Genomic DNA, 25,102 nt, shown 5'->3' with positions numbered 1-25,102 from the left:
TATGGAGTTACTTGGCCAGCGCGGCGGAGAGCTTCTCGGCCGCCTCGTCCATCTTGGCCGGGTCGGTGTCCTCGGGGCTCATCACGTTGGACAAGCTGTAGCCGGACATATCGTTGGCCGGGAAAACGTGGATGTGCGCGTGAGGCACTTCGAATCCGGCGATGAGGTAGCCGGCTCGTTCTGAACCAAAAACGTCGATAATGGCTCGCCCCACCTTTTGCGCCACCTCGTTGCAGCGAGCCCAAAGCTGCGGATCCAAATCGGTCCACTTATCAACTTCCTTGATGGGCACCACCAAGGTGTGACCGTAAGCCACGGGTTGAATGGTCAAAAACGCGGCGACCTCGTCATCTCGGTACACGAAACGACCAGGGATCTCGCCTTCGATGATTTTGGTAAATACGCTCGTCATGTTCACCCATGCTAGCCACATTGCGCGCTGCAGGCTGGTGTCTTGGCGAGTACTACACTGTTGTCCATGCGCATTCTTGTGATTGGAAACGGTGCCCGCGAGCACGCCCTGGCCTACTCTTTGTCCCGCGATCCGCAGGTCACCGAGGTTCACGTGAGCCCAGGTAACGCCGGTATGAGTGCCATCGCCACGCTGCATCCGCAGGCTGACGCAGTTGCTCTGGCCCGCGAGATCGCGGCGGATTTGGTGGTCGTTGGGCCAGAAATCCCCCTGGTTGATGGTGTGGCTGACCAGCTGCGCGAGGCCGGTTTCGCGGTTTTCGGCCCCTCCGCCAAGGCCGCCCAGATTGAAGGCTCCAAGAAGTTTGCGAAAGACACCATGGCGCGCGCTGGGGTCAAGACCGCACGGGCCGAACAGGTGGCCGTGGGTACTTCGGAGGAGGAGATCGACGCCACCCTGGACCGCTTCGGCCCTCACTATGTGGTAAAGGATGATGGCCTGGCCGGGGGCAAGGGAGTGGTGGTCACCGATGACGTGGTGGAGGCGCGGGAGCATATCCGCGCGGTCCACGCCGGTGGCAACCCAGTGCTGCTGGAAAGCTTCTTGGACGGTCCAGAGGTGAGCCTGTTCTGCCTGGTAGATGGCGAAACCGTGGTTCCTCTGCTGCCCGCCCAGGATCACAAGCGCGTGGGAGACAATGACTCCGGACCGAACACCGGAGGCATGGGCGCGTACACCCCACTGCCGTGGTTGCCGGAAGACGGAGTGCAGCGCATCGTTGATGAAGTTGTGGTTCCCGTGGCGGCACAGATGGTGGAAGACGGAGTTCCGTTCAATGGTCTGCTGTATGCCGGGCTGGCCTGGGGCCAGGACGGCCCCAGCGTGGTGGAATTCAACTGTCGTTTCGGCGACCCCGAAACCCAGGCAGTGTTGGAGCTTTTGGAGACTCCCCTGGGCGGCGTGCTCAACGCGGTAGCCACGGGAACCTTGGATCAGCTTCCTGAACTGGAATGGAAAGACGGTTATGCGCTGACAGTCGTGCTGGCCGCGGAAGGATACCCAGAAGCACCCGTGGCTGGTGTGCCCCTGACCGGCGCGGATCCCGGAAGCGAAGCCCGCGGTGTGCGGGCAGCGGGTGTGCGGGCGGCTGAGGATGGTGTTAGTGAAGGTGCTGGTGCTGCCTCTGGTACTGGTGAAGGTGCTGCCGCCGGGCTGGTGAGCGCGGGTGGCCGCGTGGTCAATGTGGTGGCAACCGGTAAGACCCTGGAGGATGCACGAGCAGCTGCCTATGCGGAACTGAAGAACATCACGTTGCCTGGTGGGCACTTCCGCACGGATATCGCTCTGCCAGCCGTCAAGGGCGAGATTCGCATCGATGCCTGAAGGTCATGTAATCCACCGGCTGGCTCGTGAGCTGAATCGCGAGTTTGCCGGTCAAGTACTCCGCGTGACCTCCCCGCAGGGGCGGTTCGCTCATCAAGCTGCGGTGCTCAACGGGTGCAGACTGCATGGCGCAGAGGCATGGGGCAAGCACCTCTTCCTCGATTTTGACGTGCCGGACTACTCGGCAGGAGCGGGAGTGGGAGCGCGATCTGCGGAGCACATCGTGCACATTCACTTGGGATTGATCGGCACCTTCCGGATTGAGGACTATAAGCCGGGAGAAGCCGTGGGGCAGGTGCGGCTGCACATGCACCGCATCGCGGCGGAAGGCAGCGAAGACAGTTGCGCATGGGGAAACGCGCAGGCTGCGGAGCTGCGAGGACCTCAGTGGTGCCGGCTGATCACCGATGCAGAGCGGGATCACGCGGTGGCAAGATTGGGCGCGGATCCGTTGCGTACAGATGATGAGAACTTTGAGACGCTCACCGGAGTCTTACAGAAGGTGAGGAACTCGCGCCGCACCATCGGCTCGTTGCTCATGGATCAAAAGCTCTTCGCTGGGGTGGGCAACATCTACCGAGCTGAGGTGCTGTTCCGCTTGGGGATTAATCCGGAGCGGAAGGGAACGGAGTTGGCGTCGGAAGAAATGGAAGCCATCTGGGCAGACCTGGTGGAATTGATGGTGGAGGGGGAGAAGGCGGGGCGGATCGATACGGTGCGCCCGGAACACACGCCAGAGGCGATGGATCGGGATCCGCGCAAGGATGATCACGGGGGCGAAGTGTACGTGTACCGGCGGGCGGGGATGCCGTGTTACCTGTGCGGGACGGACATCGCGGAGAAAGTGGTGGAGGGGCGCAATCTGTTCTGGTGCCCTACCTGCCAGAAGAGCTAGAGGTTCGCGGATAACCGAGTGGTGGGGCGTTATGGGATAATGGCCAACGTGCAGCCAAAGAAGAAGATTTCCAACGTCCTTGCCAACCGCTATGCCTCCGCAGAGATGACCAATATCTGGTCTCCGGAGAACAAGATCATCATGGAGCGCGAGCTCTGGATCTCCGTCATGCAGGCACAGCGTGAGCTGGGTGTGGATGTGCCTCTTGAGGCCATCAGCGCATATCAGGACGTGCTAGAGCAGGTTGATCTGGATTCCATCGCGGAACGGGAAAAGGTCACGCGGCATGACGTGAAAGCCCGCATTGAGGAATTCAACGCGCTGGCAGGCCACGAGCACATCCACAAGGGCATGACATCCCGCGATCTCACCGAGAACGTGGAACAGTTGCAGATCTACCGTTCCCTGCAGCTGGCACGCGACCGGGCCATCGCGGTGCTCAACCGCATTGGCACGCGCGCCGGGCAGTACCAAACGCTGGTGATGGCAGGACGCTCCCACAACGTGGCAGCGCAGGCCACCACGCTGGGCAAGCGATTCGCCTCAGCGGCAGATGAGCTCATGGTGGGCCTCAACCGCGTGCAGGATCTGCTCAGCCGCTACCCGCTGCGCGGCATCAAGGGCCCCATGGGAACGGCGCAGGACATGCTGGATCTGGTGGGTGGAAACGAGGACAAGCTCGCTTCTCTGGAGCGCTCCGTGGCGGACAACCTGGGCTTCAACCAGGTGTTTGACTCCGTGGGGCAGGTCTACCCGCGCACCCTGGATTTCGATGCAATCTCCGCCCTGGTGGAACTGGGTGCTGCCATGAGTTCGCTCTCCATGACCATCCGCTTGATGGCCGGTAATGAAACGGTGACGGAAGGCTTCAAGGAGGGGCAGGTGGGATCCTCCGCCATGCCACACAAGATGAACGCCCGCTCCTGCGAGCGCGTGGGCGGCATGCAGGTTCTGCTGCGCGGATACCTCACCATGACCGCTGACCTGGCTGGCGCGCAGTGGAACGAAGGAGACGTGTTCTGCTCTGTGGTGCGCCGCGTGGCCCTGCCGGATGCCTTCTTCACCTTTGATGGCATGTGCGAAACCTTCCTCACCGTTTTGGATGAGTTCGGCGCATTCCCCGCGATGATCGAGCGCGAGCTGGACCGCTACCTCCCGTTCTTGGCCACCACCCGCATCCTCATGGCTGCCGTGCGTGCGGGCGTGGGCCGGGAAACCGCGCACGAGCTGATCAAGGAGCACGCCGTAGCCGTGGCATTGAACATGCGCGAAAACGGCGGAGACCAAGATCTGCTGGAGCGCCTGGCTGCGGATGACCGCCTGCCGATGAGCAAGGAAGATCTGGAGAACGCTCTCGTGGATCGCCAGGCTTTCATTGGTGCTGCGGAATCCCAGGTAGAGGCAGTGCTGCTGCGCGTCAATGAATTTGTGAACCGCCACCGCAAGGCCGCGCAGTACACTCCCAGCGAGATTCTCTAGCCTGATTCGCACCCCGGAATTACCGGGGTGAAAGTGCGCCGGATCACCCGATTTTGCACCAAATTGGTACCAAATAGTCAACGGACACAGACAGGGCTACTATTGCTACCCATGCGTCCGGAACTTTGTACATACGAACACCTTTCCGCAGGTAAGGTGCGCGAAATCTACGAAATCGATAAGCAAACTCTCCTCATGGTGGTCACTGACCGCATCAGTGCTTATGACTTCGTGCTTGAAACCGAGATCCCGGATAAGGGCCGAGTGCTCACCGCGATGAGCTCATACTTCTTCGAACAGATCGATTTCCCCAACCACCTGGCTGGCGGCCTCGATGATGACCGGATCCCCCCATCCGTATTGGGCCGCGCCATGGTCTGCCAGAAGCTGGACATGCTGCCCTTCGAATGCGTGGCTCGTGGCTACCTCACCGGATCCGGCCTCAAGGAGTACCAAGAGTCCGGCACAGTGTGCGGAATTGAGCTTCCGGAGGGGTTGACGGAGGCGTCGAAGCTTCCCGAACCAATCTTCACCCCAGCAACCAAGGCGGAAATCGGTGACCACGATGAAAACGTCACCTTCCAGCAGGTGGTGAAGGTGCTGGGCGAGGAGCGTGCCAACGAGATTCGCCAGGCAACCTTGGACATCTACTCCAAGGCAGCGGCTCTCTGTGAGGAGCGCGGAGTCATCCTGGCAGATACCAAGTTCGAGTTCGGCCTGGATGCCGAGGGCAAATTGGTGCTGGCAGATGAGGTTCTCACCCCGGATTCCTCCCGCTACTGGCCTCTCGAGGGCTACAAGGAGGGTAAGGTTCAGCCCAGCTTTGACAAGCAGTACGTGCGCAACTGGCTGACCAGCTCAAAGTCCGGGTGGAACCCGAAGGATGGTTCCCAGCCGCCACCGTTGCCAGGTTCCGTGGTGGAAGCCACCCGTTCCCGCTACGTGGAGGCTTATGAAAAGATCTCCGGCCTGCGCTTCGCCGATTGGATCGGTAGCTGCGTCTAAGACCGAATTGGGCAGGGGCTACCATCGGCAATTATGAATTCTGATTCCCCTCAGCATCAGCCCAACTCTCCCGCGGCACCCGTAGCCAAGAAGGTGCCGTATGTGCGCAGCTTCCACGGCCGGGATTTCGCCGATGATTACGAGTGGCTGCGCGAAAAGGAAAACCCAGAAGTTCAACAACTTCTGCGCGAGGAAAACGAGTACACCTCCGCTCGCACCACGCACCTCAAGCCCTTGGAAAAGGCCATTTTCAGCGAGGTCAAGGCGCGCGTCCAAGAGACCGATAAATCCCTGCCCGTGCGCTCCGGAAACTATTGGTACTTCGGCCGCACGCAAGAGGGTAAGTCCTATGGCCAGATGTGCCGTATTCCTCTTCTCGACGCCAACTCCTGGCAGCCGCCGGAGATCCACCCAGAGCATCCGGCGGACAATGAACAGGTGTTCTTCGACGCCAACCTAGAGGCCGAGGGCCATGAGTTCTTCTCGCTGGGAGCAGCCAGCGTGACCCTCGATGGAACTCGTCTGGCGTATTCCACGGACACCACCGGTGATGAGCGCTTCCTACTTAGAGTTCGCGACCTGCAGACCGGGGAAGATCTGCCCGATGAAATTCCGGGAGTCTCCCATGGCGCCACGTGGGTGGGTAATGACACCCTGTACTACCAGCGCGTGGACGAGGCATGGCGGCCGCACGAGGTGTGGAAGCACACCGTGGGAACACCAGTGGAGCAGGATGAACTGATCTACCGCGAGGATGATGAGCACTTCTGGACAGGAGTGGGCACCACCCGCTCCGAGCGCTACCTGGTGGTGTTCAGCGGTTCCAAGATCACCTCTGAGATGCACTACCTGGATCTGCACGATGATTCCGCCGAGCTGCAGTTGTTGCTACCCCGGGAGAGCGGCGTGGAATACGGCGCTGACCACGGGATTATTGATGGGGAAGACTACTGGCTCATCACCCACAATAAGAACGGCGTGAACTCGGAGATCGGCTACGCGCCCGTGGGGCAGGTGAACAGCTTGGATGACCTCACCGTGCTGGTGCCGCACCGCGATGACGTGCGTGTGGAAGGCCTGGAGATCTTCTCTGACCACCTGCTGCTGGAGGTGCGTGAAAACGCGCTGGAGACCCTCTATCTGATGGTGCTTCAACAGAATGCGGAGCCGGACAGCTACAGCCTGGGGGAGTTCCAGAAGGTGGAGTTCGCCGAAGAGCTGGTGGGAGTTAACGCGACGGGTAATTCCGAATGGGATTCCCCCGTGGTCCGCGTGGGTGTATCCAGCTTTACCCAGCCAGCGCAGATCTACGATATTTCGGTGGAGACGGGGGAGAAGATCCTCCGCAAGCAGCAAGAAGTGTTGCCGGCGCCGGATGGAACCCCGTTTTCCGCAGAGTCCTACCGCGCGCAGCGCGAGTGGGTGACTGCGCGGGATGGCGCCCAGGTCCCGGTCTCGCTGATTCACCATGCGGATGTGGATCTGAGCAAGGCAAACCCGGTGCTGCTCTACGGCTATGGCGCATATGAAGCCAGCATGGATCCCGGCTTCTCCATCTTCCGCCTTTCAATGCTGGATCGGGGAGTGGTGTACGCCATCGTGCACATCCGCGGTGGTGGAGAGATGGGTCGGGCCTGGTATGACAACGGCAAGGGGCTGCACAAGCGCAACACCATCACTGATTTCATCGATGTGGCCGACCACCTCATCGCCGAAGGGATGACCACCCCGCAGCAGATGGTGGCAGAAGGTGGCTCGGCCGGAGGCATCCTCATGGGCGCGATCGCCAACGAGGCGGGGGATCGCTTCGCGGGTATCGAGGCAATCGTTCCTTTCGTGGATCCGCTCACCACCATGCTCAAGCCGGAGCTGCCACTGACGGTGACCGAGTGGGACGAATGGGGCAACCCGTACGAGGACGTGGAAGTCTATGACTACATGGCCAGCTACGCGCCTTATGACAATGTCTCCGCGGACAAGACCTACCCGCCAATCTTGGCGATCTGTGGGCTGAACGATACCCGCGTGCTTTACGTGGAACCGGCAAAGTGGACGGCCAAGCTCCGCGCGGTGGCAGGGGCGGATGTGCTGCTCAAAACGGACATGACCTCCGGGCACGGTGGAGTCAGCGGACGCTACGAGCGCTGGGAACAAGCCGCGTTTGAGACGGCCTGGGAGCTGGATCGCATGGGTGCCACCGAGTTGCTGCGCTGAAAACCAGCCGGAGCACCAAGAATTCAGCCGGCACTAGGGCTCCGGCAAACTCTCGGTCACGCGCTGTTCATGTAGTCGGGGCACTCTACTCTTCATGATGAATCCAGCCGAGTCCCCGCAGCTTCTTCTCACCATCACGGGGATCCGGCGGGAAACAGTAGTGGGCGCAGAGGCGATGCGTGATGCCCTGCGCGGCATCGGGGCGAAAGCTGGGCTGGTTGTCACTGCTCAAGCTCCTGAATGGAAATTGCAGGCCGATTCCGCAGCCTTGGAGTTCATTCATGAATCCGTCGCGCAGAAGCATGAGCTTTTACTTGGAGGTATGGGCCTCAGCCGCGTGGGTACTTCGGAAACCAAGGGGGAATTCCACCGCCTCGGTCACCATGAGGCCCAGCTGCGTCTCACCGCGTCGCGTCGGCAGCTTTCTGCCCTGGGATTGGAGCCAGAGGTGTTCGCGCCTGATAAGTGGATGGCGTCGGAAGAAACAATGAGGGCTGCACGGCAACAGGGCCTGCTGGCTGCGGCCGATGCCTACGGAATCCGCGATCTACACAGCGGGGAACGGCACAATGTGCGCGTACTTGCCTTCGGTGATGGTTTCGGTGCGGCGCGGTGGTGGCGTCGGAATGTGTCTGCCTCCGTGGAGCGGATGGCGCAGCGCGGCGCGGATGTGCGACTGTCCATCAACGCTGGTAAGGCAGACCGGGAAAACACCAAATCTGACCTGCTGCGGATCGTGGAAGAGCTGCTGGATCGCGGCTATCAGTCCCAGCATTACAGCAAGTACGTGTCTCGGCAGCGGCTCGCAGTCGCCTAAAATCCGCGCGGAAAAACAGCGGGGGTGAAGGCTCGCGGGCGGGTGTTAGGATAGGCGGGTATTTATCCATTTTTAGTGGACTCATCCTCACAGCTGGGAGCTGAAAAATCCATGGCCCGTGTCGTTGTCAATGTTATGCCGAAGCAGGAAATCCTGGACCCGCAAGGCCAGGCCGTAGTTCGCGCGCTGGGGCGTATCGGGGTGCAGGGCATCGCCGACGTTCGCCAGGGCAAGCGCTTCGAACTGGAAGTTGATGAAACTGTCACTCGCGAAGACCTGGAAAAGGTCGCCGCGACCCTGCTGGCAAACACTGTCATTGAGGAGTTCGACGTGGTCATCGAAGGCGCCAGCGCGGTAGCCGGCGAAGGCGAGGCATAAGTGAGCGCGCGCATTGGTGTGATTACTTTCCCCGGCACCCTTGATGACGTAGACGCTTCCCGCGCGGTGCGTTACGCCGGTGCAGAACCCGTGGAGCTGTGGCACGCGGATTCAGACCTGCAGAAGGTTGATGCCGTGGTGGTCCCAGGGGGATTCTCCTACGGCGATTACCTGCGCGCGGGTGCTATTGCCTCCATCGCTCCGGCGATGCAGTCCGTGGTGGAAGCTGCTAACCGAGGCGTTCCCGTGCTGGGTATCTGCAACGGTTTCCAGATCCTCCAAGAAGCGGGATTGCTTCCCGGAGCCGTGACCCGCAATGAAGGCCTGCACTTCGTGTGCCGCGACGTGTACCTGGACGTGGAAAACACGGAGACCGCGTGGACCAATGGATTCGCGAAGAACTCCAGCATTTACGTTCCTTCCAAGCACGGCGAGGGACGCTTCCAGGCGGATGCGGAAACTCTGGAGCGTTTGGAGGGTGAAGGCCGCGTGGTCTTCCGCTACCAGGTCAACCACAACGGTTCCCGCAATTCCATCGCCGGAATCAGCAATGAAAACGGCCGCGTGGTGGGCTTGATGCCACACCCGGAGCACGCCATTGAGGAACTCACCGGGCCATCCACCGACGGCCTGGGCATTTTCACCTCCGTTCTGACCTCTCTCATTTCTTCTTAATCTTTCTGAGGTCCTGCCGCGGGACCTTTCCGCCAAGCCGCACACAGCGCTGTTGAGTCACACACCGGACTTGAAGCCCAAAGGAGCACCCACGCCATGGTTCACAACGACAAGGTTCACAATGACACCGTCGCTGATGCCCAGAACAACCCAACCGCGCCACAGCCCTACGTGGAGCTGGGCCTGAAGGACGATGAATACGCCCGGATCTGCGAGATCCTGGGGCGTCGTCCCACCGATGCCGAGCTGGCCATGTACTCCGTCATGTGGTCTGAGCACTGCTCCTACAAGTCTTCCAAGGTGCACCTGCGCTATTTCGGGGAGACCACCACGGAGGAAATGAAGTCCAAGATGCTGGCTGGCATCGGTGAGAACGCCGGCGTGATTGACATCGGCGATGGCCATGCGGTGACCTTCAAGGTGGAGTCCCACAACCACCCTTCTTACGTGGAGCCCTACCAGGGTGCGGCCACCGGCGTGGGTGGCATTGTCCGCGACATCATGGCCATGGGCGCGCGTCCAGTTGCCGTGATGGATCAGCTGCGTTTTGGCGCAGCTGATGCGCCGGATACCCAGCGCGTTCTGCCCGGTGTGGTGGCCGGTGTGGGTGGTTATGGCAACTCCTTGGGCCTGCCAAACATCGGTGGCGAGACCGTCTTTGATCACTCTTACGCAGGTAACCCGCTGGTCAACGCCCTGTGCGTGGGCACGCTGAAGGTGGAGGATCTGAAGCTGGCTTTCGCATCCGGTGCTGGCAACCGCGTGATTCTTTTTGGTTCCAGCACTGGCCTGGACGGTATTGGCGGCGTGTCCGTGCTCGGTTCTGCTTCCTTTGAGGAAGGCGAAGAGCGCAAGCTACCTGCCGTGCAGGTGGGCGATCCCTTCGCGGAGAAGGTTCTCATCGAGTGCTGTTTGGAGCTCTACAACGCTGGAGTTGTGGTGGGTATCCAGGACCTCGGTGGAGCTGGCCTTTCCTGCGCCACCTCTGAGCTAGCATCCGCCGGTGATGGCGGCATGCACATTGACCTAGACAAGGTGCACCTGCGCGCGGACAACATGACCGCTGCGGAGATCCTCAGCTCTGAGTCCCAGGAACGCATGATGGCAGTGGTTACCCCGGATAATGTGGATGCCTTCATGGCCGTGTGCGAAAAGTGGGAGGTGACGGCTTCTGACATCGGTTATGTCAACGAGTCCGGCCGTCTCACCATCGCCCACCAGGGTGAGATCGTGGTGGATGCGCCGCCTCGCACCATGGCTGAGGAAGGCCCTGTATATGAGCGTCCCTTTGAGCGCCCTGCAGACCAGGACGAGCTGCAGCAAGACCCACAGCTGGCCCGCCCGAACACCGTGATGGAGCTGCGCGAACAGTGGCTGAAGATGGTCGCTTCCCCCGCGCTGTGCTCCCGCGAGTACATCACCGAGCAGTACGACCGCTACGTGCGCGGCAACACCGTGTTGGCCAAGGATGCGGATGCCGGCGTGCTGCGTATCGACGAGGAAACTGGCCGCGGCATCGCTTTGGCCACCGACGCTTCCGGCCGCTACACCCGCCTGGATCCCTACCGCGGCGCGCAGCTGGCCCTGGCTGAGGCCTACCGCAACGTGTCCGTCACCGGCGCGACCCCCGTGGCCGTCTCCAATTGCCTGAACTTCGGCTCGCCCGAAGATCCCGCCGTGATGTGGCAGTTTAGCCAGGCGGTGCGCGGCCTGGCCGATGGTTGCGCTGTGGTTGGAACCCCCGTGACCGGTGGCAACGTGTCCTTCTACAACCAGACCGGCAGCGTTCCTATTTTGCCGACGCCAGTAATCGCCGTCCTGGGCACCATCGATGAAGTGTCTACTCGTATCCCGCAGAAGCTCCCCGCGGGTGATGAGCAGACTTACCACCTGATCCTCGCAGGTGCGGAGACCAAGGATGAGCTGGGTGGATCCATCTGGCAGCAGGCCATTCACGACGCTCTCGGTGGAATGCCTCCAGAGGTTGATCTGGGATTCGAGAAGAAGCTGGGCACTGCCATCGCATCCCTGCGCGACAACATTGCTGCAGCTCATGATCTCTCTGAAGGTGGTCTCTCCCAGGCTCTGGCTGAGTTTGCGATGAACTCCAACACCGGTCTGACGGTGAATCCACTGCTGGGCATGCACTACAGCTCATTCCTGAGCGATGCGGAATCTATCTCTGCGATGGATGAACTGGTGGCCGAGGAAATGGGTCAGGGCGAGGCGCTGACTGATGAGCGTCGCGCTGAGCTCACCGAGACCGTGAAGAACGGTGGACAGCGTTCTGCTGCTGAAGCTGCGTTCGTGTCTCTGTTCTCCGAGACCGCGTCTCGTGTGCTGTTGGCAGTGACCCCTGAGAACTACGGTGAAGTGATGCGTGCGCTGGTGGATGCAGAGCTGACCGCAGGTTGGGTGGGTGTCACCGGAACCAAGGACCAGCAGGGTCAGCCAATGGTGCGTTTGAACACTGCGGCGATGCCCAGCACCCCAATGAGCGAGCAGGCTGCATTGGCCACGGATCTGGGTCAGCCAGCAGAGGCCAGCGCCACTGTCAGCGAAGGCGAAGAACAGACTCCGGGCGTAGATATCTCGGTTAGCGTGGCTGAGCTCCGCGAAGTATGGACTGCGACTCTTCCGGCGCTGTTCTCCCACGCCGTGGGGGCTAACTCGGCGGTGTAGCGACTCCGAGTTTTAGTGCTTGAACGAAAGAAAACCGCCCCGCCGCAGCAGAAATGCTGGAGTGGGGCGGTTTTCAACCTGGGTCTTAATTCGGACTAGTAGAGATTTCCCTCGGGATCAGTCTTGTGCCAAGAACCGTTGTACGCATGAGGCTGGTAATAGGCCTGATTATCCTGATAGTCCGCGATCATCATGCCTCCGCCAAAGCCCACGCCGCTCTGTGCAGATTTTGCGCTGTCGTCGACAAATCGGTGGATTTCGTCCAAGTTGTTGAAAGATTCCGGGAACTCAGCTGCTTCAAACATCTTCATTAATTCGCCTTCCCTTTCGTCTGGGGATTCTCATTGTTTCGCGAGACCCAAACAGCAGCTTCCCAATCGAGAGGAGTTGCGTGCTCTTTAGTAGGGCCCACTAATTTTCGGAGTTCTTGCTGATAATCCCAATACTGCTTGTAAGTGAGGCGCGACCAAGCGGTACTGCGAGTCGAACTTTTCGGGTTGGGGAGTGGGCGCTTGATGCCTTCCTTTAAAGCTGCTTCATAGACGAATTTATCGATCGGCACATGAAGATATTCATAAACCCGTTGAACCTGCGGATGATCCAGTACCGCGAGGTACTTCAGCGTCATGTTGAGCCATTTTTGCGCTTGACCAGGGTGAAAATTGAACGTGTGATTAGAGATTTCGACTCGCTCGAAAAGCTTGCAAATCTTTTCACACTGATCTTGATGCTGTTTATCAAACTCTTCCTGGGTTTTAACTGCCCCTACTGTCGAGATGAATTCGCTGATTGATGCGTGAACTTCGTTGCGTAGCGACTCCCGGTCGCGATAGGATCCGAAGCCAGTCAGCGTTCGATTGAGATCTCGATATGCCCGGTGAGAGGCCGCAATTACTACTTCAGTGGTCTCAGGTCTAGACGTAGCAACCGTAGGCCCGAAATAGAAGGCGATGAGTGACTGACGCTGGGTTTCTTGATCCATGAACCATCCTCTTTTATTGAGATACTTTCCAAGAGGGAATCATAATGGTAAATGAATCATGCACAGCTGTTTTGTTTAGAAACCGCTAGTCAATCAGCTTGTAGTTTTCCCGCTCGGGCAGCACCAGCGGACGTGGCTGGTATTCACTCCGCAGTTCGCGCAGCGTCCGCGCATGCTGCTCCAAGCGCTTGTCCTCCTGGGTGACTGGCGTAAATTGCCGCGCGGCCAGCGGATCCCCATCCACGTCCGTGGCGATGTATGTGAAGGATGAGTGGATCGCCACGGGAAGGTTTTCCCGTCCCTTGCGTGGGTCTCCCGCTCGGAGGTGAACGATTACGGACATGGATCGAGTATCGGTACGGATGAGCCTGGCGTTGACCTCCACAAGATCCCCAATCTGTACGGGGCGGTAGAAGCGGATGCCACCGGCGTACACGGCAATGGTGCGCTCGCCGGACCACTGCATGGTGCAGGCGGTGGCGGCTTCGTCGATCCACTCCATTGCGGTGCCGCCGTGCACGTTGCCGCCCCAGTTCACGTCGGTGGGCTTGGCCAGGAAGCGGTTGGTGAGCTCGGGCGCGGTGGAATCATCGGAGTAGGTCTGCTTGAGCATTTCCTCTTCGATGGCCTTGCGCAGCTTGACTCGGGAAAGGGCAGCTTCGGCAACGCGCTTTTCCTCGTCGGTCACCGGCACGTATTTCGGTACTTCCTTGGGCTTGCGATCCTCGCCCATGGCCACGAAAATCACCAGGCAGTCGCTGGCGCGGGTGAAGATTCCCTCGCGCGGATCAGCGGAGAACACCTCGTTGACGATGTGCATGGAGGAACGCCCGGTGTGTGCAATGCGGCTGCGCACCTCCACCATGTGGCCGGAAGGAATGGGTCGGTTGAAGTGAATGTGCCCCACGTAAGCAGTCACGCAGTAGGAGCGCGCCCATCCCACGGCGCAGGCATATGCGGCCTTATCGATCCACTCCAAAACCCGGCCACCGTGCACGCCGATGGCTCCGGCCATCAGAATATCGGTGGGTGCGGCGAGGAAACGCAGGGTCACATTGGCCGAACGCTCCGTTTCAAACGACGTATTGTCCGCTTGTTCCTCTTTCGCGCTGTGAGCTCCCACTGTTTAACCTTTCGCTGTGCCGGGCGGCTTGCTTCTGACCGCAGAACCTCACCATCCTAACCCCAGGCGATTTCGCCTTGTGACTTCGCATAGTAGGCTCGGCTGGATGAAAAAGGGCATGACGGGTGTGGAACTCTCCGCTGCGGCACGCGAAGCGGTAGCAGAAGTGCTGGATTGGGTGCGCGATGAGTCCGCCCCGCGTCCTTCTCGGTCCGCAATGGCTAGCGCCGTCCGCCTGAGCATCCAAGTTCTTGGCGAGGTCGCCCCTGGTCACAGCGTGGAAGTACGCGTTCCTCCCTTCGCCGCGGTGCAGTGCGTGGCAGGCCCGGAGCACCGGCGTGGCACCCCTCCGAACGTGGTGGAGTGCGCACCGCGGGAGTGGTTGCGGCTTGTAGTGGGGGATGTTTTGTTGGCCGACGCCACCGCGGATCTCTCCGGAACGCGTGCCAAAGATGTGGAGGCGTATCTACCGCTGCTGCCGTTTCGTTCTGCCTAACGCGATGCGCGTATCAATTGGAACCCACTGGCGATAGGGGAGTGCCCGCTTGGTGATCGGTTGGGTTTGTCCTAAGGGGGTAGTACTCTGTGATCCGTGGCAAAAAGGAACAGCCGGGAAAACCTGCGGTCGAGCCAATTGAATCGCGACGAGCAACAAGCAGTGAGCACGCTCTCTGTTCAGAGCTCGCCATACGATGACTTGGGTGAAAATAGTCCGCGGGAAGAATGTGGCGTCTTTGGAGTGTGGGCTCCGGGGGAAGATGTCTCAAAACTGACCTACTACGGTCTCTACGCATTGCAGCACCGTGGCCAAGAAGCTGCGGGCATTGCCGTGGGTAATGGCGATCAAGTATTGGTGTTCAAGGATCTGGGGCTTGTCAGCCAGGTCTTTGATGAGCAATCGCTGGAATCTTTGAAGGGGCATGTGGCTATCGGCCACACTCGTTATTCCACCGCTGGTGGAGCGGGTTGGGAAAATGCCCAGCCGATGTTCCGCATGAGCCCGGATAGCATTGACGTGGCTCTGGGGCACAACGGCAACCTGGTGAATCACCGGGAGCTGACGGAAGAAGCCGCAGAGCTCGGACTCGTTGATCCTCGCAAGGAGCCTTCGGACTCTGATGTGATGTGTTCGCTGCTCGCGCACGCTACCCGGGAAGATCACCCGCTGGAGCAATCTGCGATGGAGCTGTTCCCCCGGGTGAAGGGAGCATTCTGCCTCACCTTCACCGATGGGGATACCTTGTACGCTGTGCGTGACCCGCGGGGAATCCGCCCGCTGTCCCTGGGCCAGATGGAAGCCGGTGGCTGGGTAGTTGCCTCGGAGACCTCTGCGCTGGATATCGTGGGCGCGAAATTTGTGCGCGATGTGGAGCCAGGTGAGATGCTGGTCATCAACGAAGACGGTGTGCGTTCCCAGCACTTCGCCAAGGCTCAGCCCAAGGGATGCGTGTTCGAGTACGTGTACTTGGCTCGTCCGGATTCAATCATCAAGGGCCAGTCGGTTAATGAGACCCGCGTGGAGATCGGTCGGCGCCTAGCTAAGGAAGCTCCCGCAGAAGGCGATATGGTCATCCCCGTGCCGGATTCCGGCACTCCCGCAGCTGTGGGTTATGCCCAGGGTTCCGGCATCCCCTTCGCACAGGGACTGGTGAAGAACGCTTATGTGGGACGTACCTTCATCCAGCCTTCACAGACCATTCGCCAGCTGGGTATTCGCCTGAAGCTCAACCCCCTGCGTCACGTCATTGAGGGTAAGAAGCTGGTCGTGGTGGATGATTCCATCGTCCGCGGAAACACCCAGCGTGCACTGGTCAAGATGCTGCGCGATGCCGGTGCCGCAGAAGTTCACGTGCGCATCGCCTCGCCACCGGTGAAGTGGCCATGCTTCTATGGCATCGACTTCGCTTCCCCGGAAGAGCTCATCGCGAACACCGTGGAGCAGGACGATCCCGTAGCACGCATCTGTGAGGAAATCGGGGCGGATTCCCTGTCCTATGTCTCCACAGAATCCATGGTGGAAGCATCCCGGCAACCCTATGATGAACTCTGTGCCGCGTGCTTCGATGGAAACTTCCCGCTGGGGATGCCCACCAACAACCCCAACGCGGAGCTCGTCCGGAAAATGCAGCAGAGAGTGGGGGGCTGCGAAACCGCGGATCCCCTGGAACAGTTCGTCGAGCAGCCAGCTCGGTGACACACAGGGGAGTCAGAGGCGGCGTCGGAAAAAATGCCACCTCAACCCCAGCGGGCCGAAGAAACACAGACCACACACAAAGTTATTGGAAAAATACTGACATGACTGAAGAGAACAACACCCAAGGCGCCTCCTATGCTTCAGCTGGCGTGAGCATTGAAGCCGGCGATAAGGCAGTGGAGCTGTTCGCCCCACTGGCCAAGAAGGCAACCCGGCCGGAAGTGCGTGGCGGTTTGGGCGGATTCGCCGGTCTGTTCGCGCTGGGCGAGTACGAAAAGCCACTGCTGGCCGCAGCATCCGATGGCGTGGGCACCAAGCTGGCCGTGGCGCAGGCGATGGATAAGCATGACACCATCGGCCGCGACCTGGTGGCAATGTGTGTGGATGACCTGGTGGTGTGCGGAGCAGAGCCGCTGTTCCTGCAGGATTACATCGCTATCGGCAAGGTGGTGCCGGAGCACGTGGCGAGCATCGTCAAGGGCATCGCTGATGGTTGTGAAGAGGCCGGTTGTGCGCTGCTCGGCGGCGAGACCGCTGAGCACCCAGGGCTGATGAAGGAAGGCGAATACGACGTATCCGCCACCGCCATTGGCGTGGTGGAAGAGTCCAAACTGCTGGGCCCAGACAAGGTGCGCTTGGGTGACGTGGTGATCGCCATGGCATCCTCCGGCCTGCACTCCAACGGTTACTCCCTGGCGCGCCACGTGCTGCTGGAGATGAACAACCTGCCACTGGATGGCTTTGTGCAGGACTTCGGCCGCACCCTCGGCGAGGAGCTCCTGGAGCCCACCCGCATCTACGCCAAGGACTGCCTGGATCTGGCTAGCGAGTGCGAAGTTCACACCTACGCGCACGTCACCGGTGGCGGACTCGCGGCAAACCTGGCGCGCGTGATCCCCGAAGGCCTGACCGCCGAACTGGAGCGCAACACCTGGACCCCAGCGCCCGTGTTCCGCACCATCGCTCGCCTGGGCAAGGTGAACCAGGAAGAGATGGAAAAGACCTTCAACATGGGCGTGGGCATGGTGGCCGTGGTGGCTGAGGACGATGCCGAGCGTGCGCTGGCCATGCTCACCGCTCGTCACATCGATGCCTGGCGCATGGGTGAGGTGCGCACCGCCAATGAAGGCGAAGAGCGTGCGTTCCTCACCGGAGAGCACAAGCGCGCTTAAAGCGTCCACCAACGCCAAAACCGCACCGGCAATTATGCCAGTGCGGTTCTAGTCCGGGGATCAGTACTTGCTATCCCAATCGTTCCAGTCTGCAGAATCCTCAGAGTCCAGGGACTCGTCTTCCACAGAATCTGCTGACGGCTCAGCTGGTTCGGATTCACCTGCGAGTTCCCGTTGAAGCCTCTGCAAATCCACGTCTGGAGCACTGTACTTCAACTGACGGGCAACCTTAGTCTGCTTTGCCTTTGCGCGGCCGCGACCCATGGCTTGACCCCCTTGCGTTTAGTGGAGTGACGCGGGGAGCGGTCACTCTTCTTCTGATGTGTGTTTCTTCCTGCTCTACACCATAGCGGGTGCGGTCTTAGTTTTCCGAAACGAGGGTTGATAAACCCACCCCAGCACTTTCAGGGTGGGTGGAATTACTCATAGTGACCTGCAACGATCATGCAGCAGGCGCGGTGAATTATTTTTTGCGCAGCGCGTTGATCGCCTCGCGGCCCGGACGGACTGCATCATCGATACGAATGTCAGCTGGATCCACCGCTGCGTCCACTCCTTCGGCGGTTAATGGAGGCACCGCGGAGGGATCCTTGGCCAGCTTTTCCACTACCGCGCGCTTCATGAGCCCGAGTGCAATGGGGCCATAGTCGGCGTCGTGCACACTGGATCCCACCCGACCCACCGTTTTCCCACCGGCTTGCAGTTCCGCACCTACTGCCGGGAGGGTGCCCGTGGAACCATCGAGGTGCAGCAGCACCAACACCCGCGGCGAGCGCCCCAGATTGTGCACTCGAGAGACCGTTTCCTGCCCGCGATAACAACCCTTGTTGAGGTGCACGGCCGCAGAGGTTGGCCCGGCATTGATGTCTTCCTTCTGGGTGGCGCCGTGCACGCCCTCACCCAGGAACGCGGGAATCTCGTGAGGAATGGTCTTCTCATCGGTATCCGCGCCCAGCTCCGGCTCGCTACCCAAAATCCGCCACGCGGTGTACGCCATCAACCCCACGGGCTCGGCGCTTTCCGCCAGCTCATCCCAGTGCTGCAGCAGCTCATCGCGCGGAACCCAGTGGTCGGTCACGGGAAGCTCGCCCAGCATGCGGGTGCGTACATTCTTTTCGACGCCACCCTTGGTCTGATCCGCCCCATCCAACCCGGCTGCACTAAATGGCGCGCCCACGAGGGTGATCTGAGCCAGATTAAGACGCTCCACGGTGACCTTTGCCCAGAAGATCATCTTCCGCAGGTAGTTCTCGAGGTCATCTGCCTGCGCACCGGGGACATCCAGCAGCAGACCGCCATCATCCAGAGCCGAAATGCCGAAGTGTTGCAGCACCCGGCCCTGGATATCCAGGTTCAATCCCCAGGTGGCCTGGCCCGGTTGGATGGCGTTGACCTTTTGCGAGATGAGGGTATTGAGCCAGGTCAGAGCCTCTTCGCCGCTGACCAACAGGGCCACGCGATCCGAGCGATCCACGATTCCCGGGCGGGAGGGTGTCACTCGGGACTGCTCCACCAGCGGCTTGCCGTAGTGCCACGCCACGGGAAGCGTGACGCCATCGGCTTCATTGCTGGCTCCCGGAACACGCTCCAGCACGGGGCTGCGATAGCCATCGGTGCTCGCTGGGTGAGGGGGAAAGTGGGCAGATGCGTTGTTTTCCACGTCTCTATTCGTACCACTCGGAGCTCCAGGAGTTTAGTGGCGGGTGCGCGGAGCAGCGGGTTTTCTGCGTGCCTGCAAAAGCCAGGCACTAGGGTTGTTAAGCATGAATCTTGAAAAACCCAATGCCCGGCCCAGCCAAATCATCGTGGATGTTCTCGGGGGAGAGCAACCGCGAGTGTGGGACCCCACCCAGCCGCTGATCTTCGTTGATGACCTGGCGGCAATCCGCGGGGATGGCGTATTCGAAACCATGATGCTGCGCGATGGGCACGTGAAGAATGTGGAGCTGCATCGCAGCCGTTTCCTGTCCAGCGCTGCGATGCTCAACCTGCCGGTTCCGGATATGGACCTGTGGTTGGCCGCCACCGAGTTGGCCGTGGAGCAATTCCATGCGCAGGTGGGGGAGTTGGCGGAATCCGATGAGGCTGCGCTGCGCTGGGTGTACTCCCGCGGGCGAGAATCCACTGGGGCGGCCACGGGATGGATCGTCATCACCGTGATGGGGGAGGAGCTCACCCGCGCCCGTACTTCTGGGCTCAAGGTCATGACCGCAGAGCGCGGGTTCCGCATCGACCTTTCGCAGCGCTCCCCGTGGGCCTTGGTGGGTGCCAAGACTCTGTCTTACGCCGCCAACATGGCTGCGCTGCGCTATGCAAAGTCCAAGGATTTGGATGATGTTATTTTCGTCTCCGATGAGGGACATCTCATGGAGGGGCCCACCTCCAGCATCATCGTGATGAAGGGGAAAACGCTGCTCACCCCGCCCATCGAGGCCGGGGTATTGCCGGGTACCAGCCAGGCAGCGCTGTTCCGGATTGCCGCGGAGCGTGGATGGGACGTGGCTTATCGCACGATGACTGTGGAGGATCTGCTGGAAGCAGACGGGGTGTGGCTGGTGTCCTCGGTGCGGGCAGCCGCGCCCGTCACAGAGGTGGACGGGCAAGCGCTGCAGCGTCCCAGCAATGCAGCCGAGGTGGAAGCAATGGTTTGGGAGGCAGTGACTAGCTAGCCAACCGTGCGCTGCAACTGCGCGGACATCCACGGCACCATTTCGCCGTTGACCAGACGCTCATCCACCCAGCCCAAGTCATTGTTGGGCATGAGGCCGTACAGGCGCTTGCCTGGACCCAATTCCGCAGGCCCGGTTTCCGTCACCATGGTGGAGGCGCTTTCCAGCTCCCACGCACGTTCCGTCAGTGGCTTGCCGTAGAGGATCTCCACGATGCCATCGGAGTGGGTGATGATCATTTCGATCGCGTCATCATCGTTGATGCGCAGCCAACCGGATTCGCGACGATCCGGGGTGTTCAGCGGCTGGCCGTCCTCATCCATCCGCCAGGTGCGGGATTCATAGCGCAGACGGTTTTCGCCATCGTGAGCGAACACCAGTTGCTGGCCGAAGGTGAACTCTTCCTCGGTGGGATGAGCAGCCTGACCCTGGCCACGCCACACTCCCACCAGCGGCAGGAGGGCGAGCAGGCCATCATGCAGGTTGGGGCCGAGGCGGAGGTTTGCGGTGTCCTCAGGCACGGGCAAGTCCGTGAAGTCTGGCAGGTTTTTGGTGCTGGTTCCCTGTGCGCGGTCTTCGGCGCGGGCGATTGCCTCGTTGGGATTTACTGGACCGGTGGATTCTTCAGTCATGCCTTGTACTGTACCGCGCAGCACTCATCGGCTTGGGGCCAGAACCCCGGAGTTTAGAGTCCAGGCTCTTCGTCTTCGCTGAGCGGGCGGGTGTTGGGCATGAGGTCTTGAATGCTGACAGAAGTGTAGAACTGCTCAGATTCAATGAACACGCCACCACCGGCCACGTACACGCGGATGGGCTTGTCCTTGAGCGGCAGGGACTTGGCACCAATGGTCAAGCGGAAAGCATCCATGATTTCCTGGCGGGTGGATTCGGAGAGTTCCTCACCCTCCACCAGATTTCCTGTGCTGTCCGCGCTGGTGGGAGCCTTGATGATTTTCTGCGGGGAGATGATCACTTGCCCCTCCACCACGCGCAATTTCATCTCTACCGTGGCAGGCTCGCGGAATCCCTTGGGAGTTCCTTCGAATACCGCTTCGGTTTCCCAGCCGCCACGGGGAGAGATGTCATCCAGGTTCTGGATCAGCAGATCATCAATTTCCATGCGGTGGCCGATACTCACTCCGTCGAGCTGCAACCGGGTGAACACCTTGCGCGCCGGGGCATCTTCGATGGTGCCGGTAAACACGTCCTCGGAAGTAACGGTGACGTACTGGGCGGAGGACTTCACACTCATGAGCCCCCAGCCGGGCACATCGATATCTTGTGCGGTGACGGTCACGGAAGGCAGCTCGTGATCAAAGGCCGCGCGGACATACGGAAACCCGGCCACCTCCACGGCTGGCGGGGTGGGGAGGTTGCTCTCTTCGTACAGCAGCTGCGAGATCCGGTGTTCGGTGCGGGCCGCCACCAGGCTGTCCGCCAGTACCGCCACAAAAAAGGTGATAACCAGCCCTATTGCTATCCGGGATAGGATTCGGTTCCGTTTGCTCGACGCGCTCATCAATCTAATTTTTACCTCAAGTGCAGCCCGAATTGGGTATTGTCGGGGGAACGGCTGGGCTCGTTTACCTGCGGGGCCCGCTTTAGTTAGTGCCAGAAAGCAGGGGAGCGAGGAGGGATGCGGCGTGAAAGTTGCCATTGTGTCGCACGCTGCAGATATCGCCTCCGTGATCCCTGCGTTGCCACTGCTTTCCCACGAGCTGGAACTTCTTTCGGCTGAATCCAAGTCCATTCGTCTGCTGAGTGACAGTGATGTGGTGATCATCGACGTCACCGGTAGCAACCTGCTGGCCGCGCGCGATTTTTGTCGCGCGGTGGCGGCAGCGCATCAGGATCTCCCCGTGGTGGCTGCGATCGCCGAGGCATCCCTCATTGCCCTGGATAGTTCGTGGGCGGTGGATGACTTCATTTTGCCCACTGCCTCGCCCGTGGAGATCGATGCGCGTTTGCGTCTGCTTCTTTCTCGACGCCCAGTTCCTGTCGAGCAGGCGGAGGATTCCCAGGTCGCAGCCATTGGCCGACTGGTTGTCGACGAGGTGACCTATGTGGCGCGCATCGGCGCCAAGCCGCTGGATCTCACGTACAAGGAATTCGAGCTCCTGCACTTCCTGGTGAAGAATGCCGGTCGCGTGTTCAGCCGGGAGCAGCTGCTGCAAGACGTGTGGGGTTATGACTATTTTGGCGGCGCCCGCACCGTTGACGTGCATGTTCGGCGTCTCCGCGCCAAGCTGGGCCGAGAGTATGAAGGCGTGATTGCCACCGTGCGCAATGTGGGTTACAAAGCAATTGATCCCGAGGATATGGAGTAGCTCATGAAAGACAACGTCACTTTTCAGGAATATCAGGACCTTTACGCGCACCCGGAGCTGGTGGAAAGGGTCCTGCGGCTTCTCGATGATGTCTCCCAGCACGATTCCATCCCCGCCCTCAGCGAGGCATTCGTCCGCGGAATCTCCGAGGATCACAGCCACCGCCACGTCCTGGCGCTGGAGGGTTCCCCCGAGGGTTCCGGGGATTCCCCAGAAGTGGTCGGGGTGCTGGGCGCGGATGCGTCCTCCACCATTGAGCTGGCCGTTTCCCCTTCTCGACGCAACCATGGAATAGGCAGCGCGCTTCTCGAATCGGTCGTGGCGAACCTAGATCTGGGGGGTGCCGTGGATGTGTGGGCGCATGGAGACCTCCCGGCAGCGCAGCGGCTGGTGGAATCGATTGGTGGGCGTCGAACCAGAGAACTTTTGAAGATGGCGGTGGAATGCCCACCTGAATCAACGCAACGACAGCAGCTGGAGCAGTGCACCGAGCGGGCGCGAGGAGCGATCGCTGAGCAGGATCTACGTGTGCTCACCTACGCAGAGGCCGCCGAGGAGTTCGGGGCGGATTTTGTGGACGAGGAGTGGGTGCGGGTCAACAATGAAGCGTTCGCTTGGCATCCTGAGCAGGGCGGATGGAGCGTGGATAAGTTGCGCACTGCTCGCGAAACAGACTGGTTTGCCCCCGAGGGCGTGTGGACGCTGTGGGCGAAAGATCCGGTCTCAGAAGAGGTGCGCTGCCTCGGTTTCCACTGGACAAAGCTGCCGGTAGAAGAGCGCGAAAAGCCCTTCGGTGAGCAGGTTGGCGAGGTCTATGTGGTGTGCCTGGCCGATGAAGCCAGGGGGCGGGGACTCGGCGGCCCGATCACTCTGGTGGGCTTGGGGGCCCTGCTGGAGGCAGGCGCGGGCACAGTGGAGCTGTACGTGGAGGGTGATAACGCGCCTGCAGTGGCCACCTATGAGCACCTGGGATTTGAGATTGTGCAGGTGGACGTGGTCTACCGAGGTGAGGCCGCCGAACAACCGGAGCAATCCGAGTAATAGGCGTGCGAGCTGAAGTGTGAGGCCTTCGTTTTAGGCTTTCCCCCAGCTTTAGGATTTCCATCTCAGCACGTGTAGTTAGAACGCTTTCGAATTTCCTGGATATATAAAGGTCTCCGCAATGAGCGAGCGGTTTTCTGGAAATAGAGAGCATAGGCGTTTATTTGTTTCTCAGAAACGGCCTATTAGGTGAACTTAAAGTGAACAACTGCATATTCAAGAACCGGGTTGGCGGGAAAATATCGGGGGTATGGGGGTGTTTTCACAGGAATTTTCATCTATTTTTCAAGGTTCTACCTGCGAATTAAAGGGCGTTAACCTTTTGTTCATTCCTAGTGCGAATTCAGTCCATACGGGGTAGTTAGATTCTTACTTGATGCAAAGGCGACTGCGCGCTCTCACCAAAATTGTTTTGGTAAAGAAAGCGTAGAAGCCGATGTGCGAGTAATCCACAACGTTTTTATGACACTGACTACTTTCGGAGGAAAAATACCGTGAAGTCTAACCTTAAGCGCACCAGCGCAGCTGCGGCTGCTTTGTTCGCCAGCTCCCTTGTTCTCGCTGCTTGCTCTAACGCTGAGCAGAACTCTGATAACAGCGAGGGCGGAAGCGATTCCAAGTACGAAATGGCAGACGTAACCGGAGAACTGCGCGGCGAGGGCGCCAGCTCTCAGCAGAACGCTATGGAGAACGTCTTCGGACCAGCATTCTCCGCGTCCGGCTCCACCTTGGCATACAACGGCACCGGTTCCGGCGCTGGCCAGGAACAGTTCATCGCTAACCAGGTTGATTTCGCTGGTTCTGACTCCGCACTGAAGGACGAGCAGGTTGAAGCTGCAGCTAAGCGCTGTGGCGGAAACGAAGCATGGCACCTCCCAATGGTCATCGGCCCAGTGGCAGTTGCCTACAACCTTGATGGTGTAGACAAGCTGAACCTGGACACCAAGACCGTCGCCAAGATCTTCAAGGGCGAGATCAAGAACTGGAACGATGAAGCCATCGCTGCCACCAACGAGGGCGTCGAGCTTCCTGACCAGAACATCGCTGTGGTTTACCGCTCCGATGAGTCCGGTACCTCTGACAACTTCCAGAAGTTCCTGACCGCTTCCGCTGGTGACATCTGGACCGACGAGGGCAAGGCATTCCCAACCGGCACCGGCGCTGGCGCTAACGGCTCCACCGGTGTTGCTGACCAGGTTGCTGCAACCCAGGGTGCAATCACCTACGTTGAGTCCGGCTTCGCCAAGGAGCGCGACCAGCTCGGAATCGCCAACATCGACTTCGGTGCAGGCCCCGTTGAGCTGAACGCTGAGAACGTGAACGCTGCACTTTCCGCTGCAGAGTTCAAGGGCGAGGGCAACAACCTGGTTGTTGACTCCAAGAAGCTCTACGCCGAGAAGGGCGAGAACCAGTACCCACTGGTTCTGACCACCTACGAAATCGTTTGCTCCAAGGGCTACGAGGGTGACACCGCCAAGCTGGTCAAGAACCTCATGTACACCATCCTGGAGAACCAGGACGAGAAGCTCGAAGAGCAGGGCTACATCCCAGTGGACGGCGACTTCAAGAAGAAGCTCGAAACTGCTGTTGACGCACTGCAGTAAGACCTTCCTTTTCTAAGGTCTCACTACATCTTTAATTGAGAACCCCCGAA

24 protein-coding genes are annotated in these 25,102 nt (G+C 60.0%); 16 read left to right on the top strand and 8 right to left on the bottom strand.

Annotation, left to right across the window (positions count from 1 at the left end; all coding sequences use genetic code 11):
* Positions 1-7: 7 nt before the first annotated feature.
* Positions 8-412 (bottom strand): HIT family protein, encoded by a 405-nt coding sequence (locus IRY30_RS08620; RefSeq protein WP_194557031.1) that lies wholly within the window; start codon positions 410-412, stop codon positions 8-10.
* A gap of 66 nt (positions 413-478) precedes the next feature.
* On the opposite strand from IRY30_RS08620, the gene purD reads away from it, so the two are divergent.
* From purD to purL, 9 genes are all read left to right on the top strand, one after another.
* Positions 479-1,795 carry a phosphoribosylamine--glycine ligase gene (purD, locus tag IRY30_RS08615; protein WP_194557030.1) on the top strand — a complete coding sequence of 439 codons (1,317 nt, stop codon included), beginning with the start codon at positions 479-481 and terminating at the stop codon, positions 1,793-1,795.
* Positions 1,788-2,690, top strand: a complete 903-nt coding sequence (locus IRY30_RS08610) for an Fpg/Nei family DNA glycosylase (RefSeq protein WP_194557029.1) — start codon at positions 1,788-1,790, stop codon at positions 2,688-2,690. Before purD ends, IRY30_RS08610 begins: the two co-directional genes overlap by 8 nt.
* A gap of 39 nt (positions 2,691-2,729) precedes the next feature.
* Entirely contained in the window at positions 2,730-4,169 is a 1,440-nt protein-coding gene (purB, locus tag IRY30_RS08605) for an adenylosuccinate lyase (RefSeq protein WP_194557028.1), read from the top strand.
* A gap of 111 nt (positions 4,170-4,280) precedes the next feature.
* On the top strand, positions 4,281-5,174 hold the full coding sequence (locus IRY30_RS08600) for a phosphoribosylaminoimidazolesuccinocarboxamide synthase (protein ID WP_194557027.1): 894 nt from the start codon (positions 4,281-4,283) through the stop codon (positions 5,172-5,174).
* 33 nt (positions 5,175-5,207) lie between these two features.
* Entirely contained in the window at positions 5,208-7,388 is a 2,181-nt protein-coding gene (locus IRY30_RS08595) for a S9 family peptidase (RefSeq protein ID WP_194557026.1), read from the top strand.
* 94 nt (positions 7,389-7,482) lie between these two features.
* On the top strand, positions 7,483-8,205 hold the full coding sequence (locus IRY30_RS08590) for a DUF2334 domain-containing protein (RefSeq protein WP_228503331.1): 723 nt from the start codon (positions 7,483-7,485) through the stop codon (positions 8,203-8,205).
* Between the two features lie 111 nt (positions 8,206-8,316).
* The gene (gene purS, locus IRY30_RS08585) at positions 8,317-8,583 is read left to right on the top strand and encodes a phosphoribosylformylglycinamidine synthase subunit PurS (protein WP_194557025.1); all 267 of its coding nucleotides are present in this window, start codon (positions 8,317-8,319) and stop codon (positions 8,581-8,583) included.
* Positions 8,584-9,258, top strand: coding sequence for a phosphoribosylformylglycinamidine synthase subunit PurQ (gene purQ / locus IRY30_RS08580; RefSeq protein ID WP_194557024.1), 675 nt, complete (start codon positions 8,584-8,586; stop codon positions 9,256-9,258).
* A gap of 96 nt (positions 9,259-9,354) precedes the next feature.
* Positions 9,355-11,940: a phosphoribosylformylglycinamidine synthase subunit PurL gene (gene purL, locus IRY30_RS08575; RefSeq protein WP_194557023.1), complete on the top strand. Its 2,586-nt coding sequence runs from the start codon at positions 9,355-9,357 to the stop codon at positions 11,938-11,940.
* A gap of 95 nt (positions 11,941-12,035) precedes the next feature.
* On the opposite strand, the gene IRY30_RS08570 is transcribed toward purL, so the two are convergent.
* The 3 genes from IRY30_RS08570 to IRY30_RS08560 form a co-directional block, all read right to left on the bottom strand.
* A complete protein-coding gene (locus IRY30_RS08570) occupies positions 12,036-12,251 on the bottom strand; it encodes a hypothetical protein (RefSeq protein WP_194557022.1) in 216 nt (71 codons plus the stop codon).
* The gene (locus IRY30_RS08565) at positions 12,251-12,922 is read right to left on the bottom strand and encodes a hypothetical protein (protein ID WP_194557021.1); all 672 of its coding nucleotides are present in this window, start codon (positions 12,920-12,922) and stop codon (positions 12,251-12,253) included. The genes IRY30_RS08570 and IRY30_RS08565 overlap by 1 nt, the downstream gene beginning before the upstream one ends.
* A gap of 85 nt (positions 12,923-13,007) precedes the next feature.
* Positions 13,008-14,045 carry an acyl-CoA thioesterase gene (locus IRY30_RS08560; RefSeq protein WP_374708527.1) on the bottom strand — a complete coding sequence of 346 codons (1,038 nt, stop codon included), beginning with the start codon at positions 14,043-14,045 and terminating at the stop codon, positions 13,008-13,010.
* Positions 14,046-14,151: 106 nt separating this feature from the next.
* On the opposite strand from IRY30_RS08560, the gene IRY30_RS08555 reads away from it, so the two are divergent.
* The 3 genes from IRY30_RS08555 (at position 14,152) to purM (ending at position 17,411) form a co-directional block, all read left to right on the top strand.
* Positions 14,152-14,541: a sterol carrier family protein gene (locus tag IRY30_RS08555; RefSeq protein WP_194557020.1), complete on the top strand. Its 390-nt coding sequence runs from the start codon at positions 14,152-14,154 to the stop codon at positions 14,539-14,541.
* Positions 14,542-14,679: 138 nt separating this feature from the next.
* Entirely contained in the window at positions 14,680-16,239 is a 1,560-nt protein-coding gene (purF, locus tag IRY30_RS08550; protein WP_194557235.1) for an amidophosphoribosyltransferase, read from the top strand.
* A 101-nt stretch (positions 16,240-16,340) separates the two neighbouring features.
* Positions 16,341-17,411, top strand: a complete 1,071-nt coding sequence (gene purM / locus IRY30_RS08545; protein ID WP_194557019.1) for a phosphoribosylformylglycinamidine cyclo-ligase — start codon at positions 16,341-16,343, stop codon at positions 17,409-17,411.
* 60 nt (positions 17,412-17,471) lie between these two features.
* Here purM and IRY30_RS08540 read toward each other — a convergent pair whose 3' ends face one another.
* Complete coding sequence (locus IRY30_RS08540) at positions 17,472-17,675, bottom strand: DUF3073 domain-containing protein (protein WP_194557018.1); 204 nt, start codon at positions 17,673-17,675, stop codon at positions 17,472-17,474.
* 199 nt (positions 17,676-17,874) lie between these two features.
* Positions 17,875-19,071, bottom strand: coding sequence for a CAF17-like 4Fe-4S cluster assembly/insertion protein YgfZ (gene ygfZ / locus IRY30_RS08535; protein WP_194557017.1), 1,197 nt, complete (start codon positions 19,069-19,071; stop codon positions 17,875-17,877).
* Positions 19,072-19,174: 103 nt separating this feature from the next.
* Here ygfZ and IRY30_RS08530 point away from each other — a divergent pair, with 103 nt between their 5' ends.
* Entirely contained in the window at positions 19,175-20,080 is a 906-nt protein-coding gene (locus IRY30_RS08530; RefSeq protein ID WP_194557016.1) for an aminodeoxychorismate lyase, read from the top strand.
* Here the strand turns inward: IRY30_RS08530 and IRY30_RS08525 are convergent.
* On the bottom strand, positions 20,077-20,712 hold the full coding sequence (locus IRY30_RS08525; protein WP_194557015.1) for a heme-binding beta-barrel domain-containing protein: 636 nt from the start codon (positions 20,710-20,712) through the stop codon (positions 20,077-20,079). The two genes, IRY30_RS08530 and IRY30_RS08525, sit on opposite strands and share 4 nt — an antisense overlap.
* Before the next feature lie 53 nt (positions 20,713-20,765).
* Positions 20,766-21,530 (bottom strand): LmeA family phospholipid-binding protein, encoded by a 765-nt coding sequence (locus IRY30_RS08520; RefSeq protein ID WP_288814501.1) that lies wholly within the window; start codon positions 21,528-21,530, stop codon positions 20,766-20,768.
* Between the two features lie 193 nt (positions 21,531-21,723).
* Here IRY30_RS08520 and IRY30_RS08515 point away from each other — a divergent pair, with 193 nt between their 5' ends.
* From IRY30_RS08515 to pstS, 3 genes are all read left to right on the top strand, one after another.
* A complete protein-coding gene (locus IRY30_RS08515; RefSeq protein ID WP_194557013.1) occupies positions 21,724-22,407 on the top strand; it encodes a winged helix-turn-helix transcriptional regulator in 684 nt (227 codons plus the stop codon).
* Positions 22,408-22,410: 3 nt separating this feature from the next.
* Positions 22,411-23,448: a mycothiol synthase gene (gene mshD, locus IRY30_RS08510; protein WP_194557012.1), complete on the top strand. Its 1,038-nt coding sequence runs from the start codon at positions 22,411-22,413 to the stop codon at positions 23,446-23,448.
* 494 nt (positions 23,449-23,942) lie between these two features.
* On the top strand, positions 23,943-25,052 hold the full coding sequence (gene pstS / locus IRY30_RS08505) for a phosphate ABC transporter substrate-binding protein PstS (protein WP_194557011.1): 1,110 nt from the start codon (positions 23,943-23,945) through the stop codon (positions 25,050-25,052).
* Positions 25,053-25,102: the final 50 nt, after the last annotated feature.

Origin of the sequence: Corynebacterium suicordis DSM 45110, from assembly GCF_015351405.1 — a bacterium.
Classification (GTDB): Bacteria; Actinomycetota; Actinomycetes; order Mycobacteriales; family Mycobacteriaceae; genus Corynebacterium; species Corynebacterium suicordis.
This window is presented reverse-complemented; position numbering and strand designations above follow the sequence as displayed.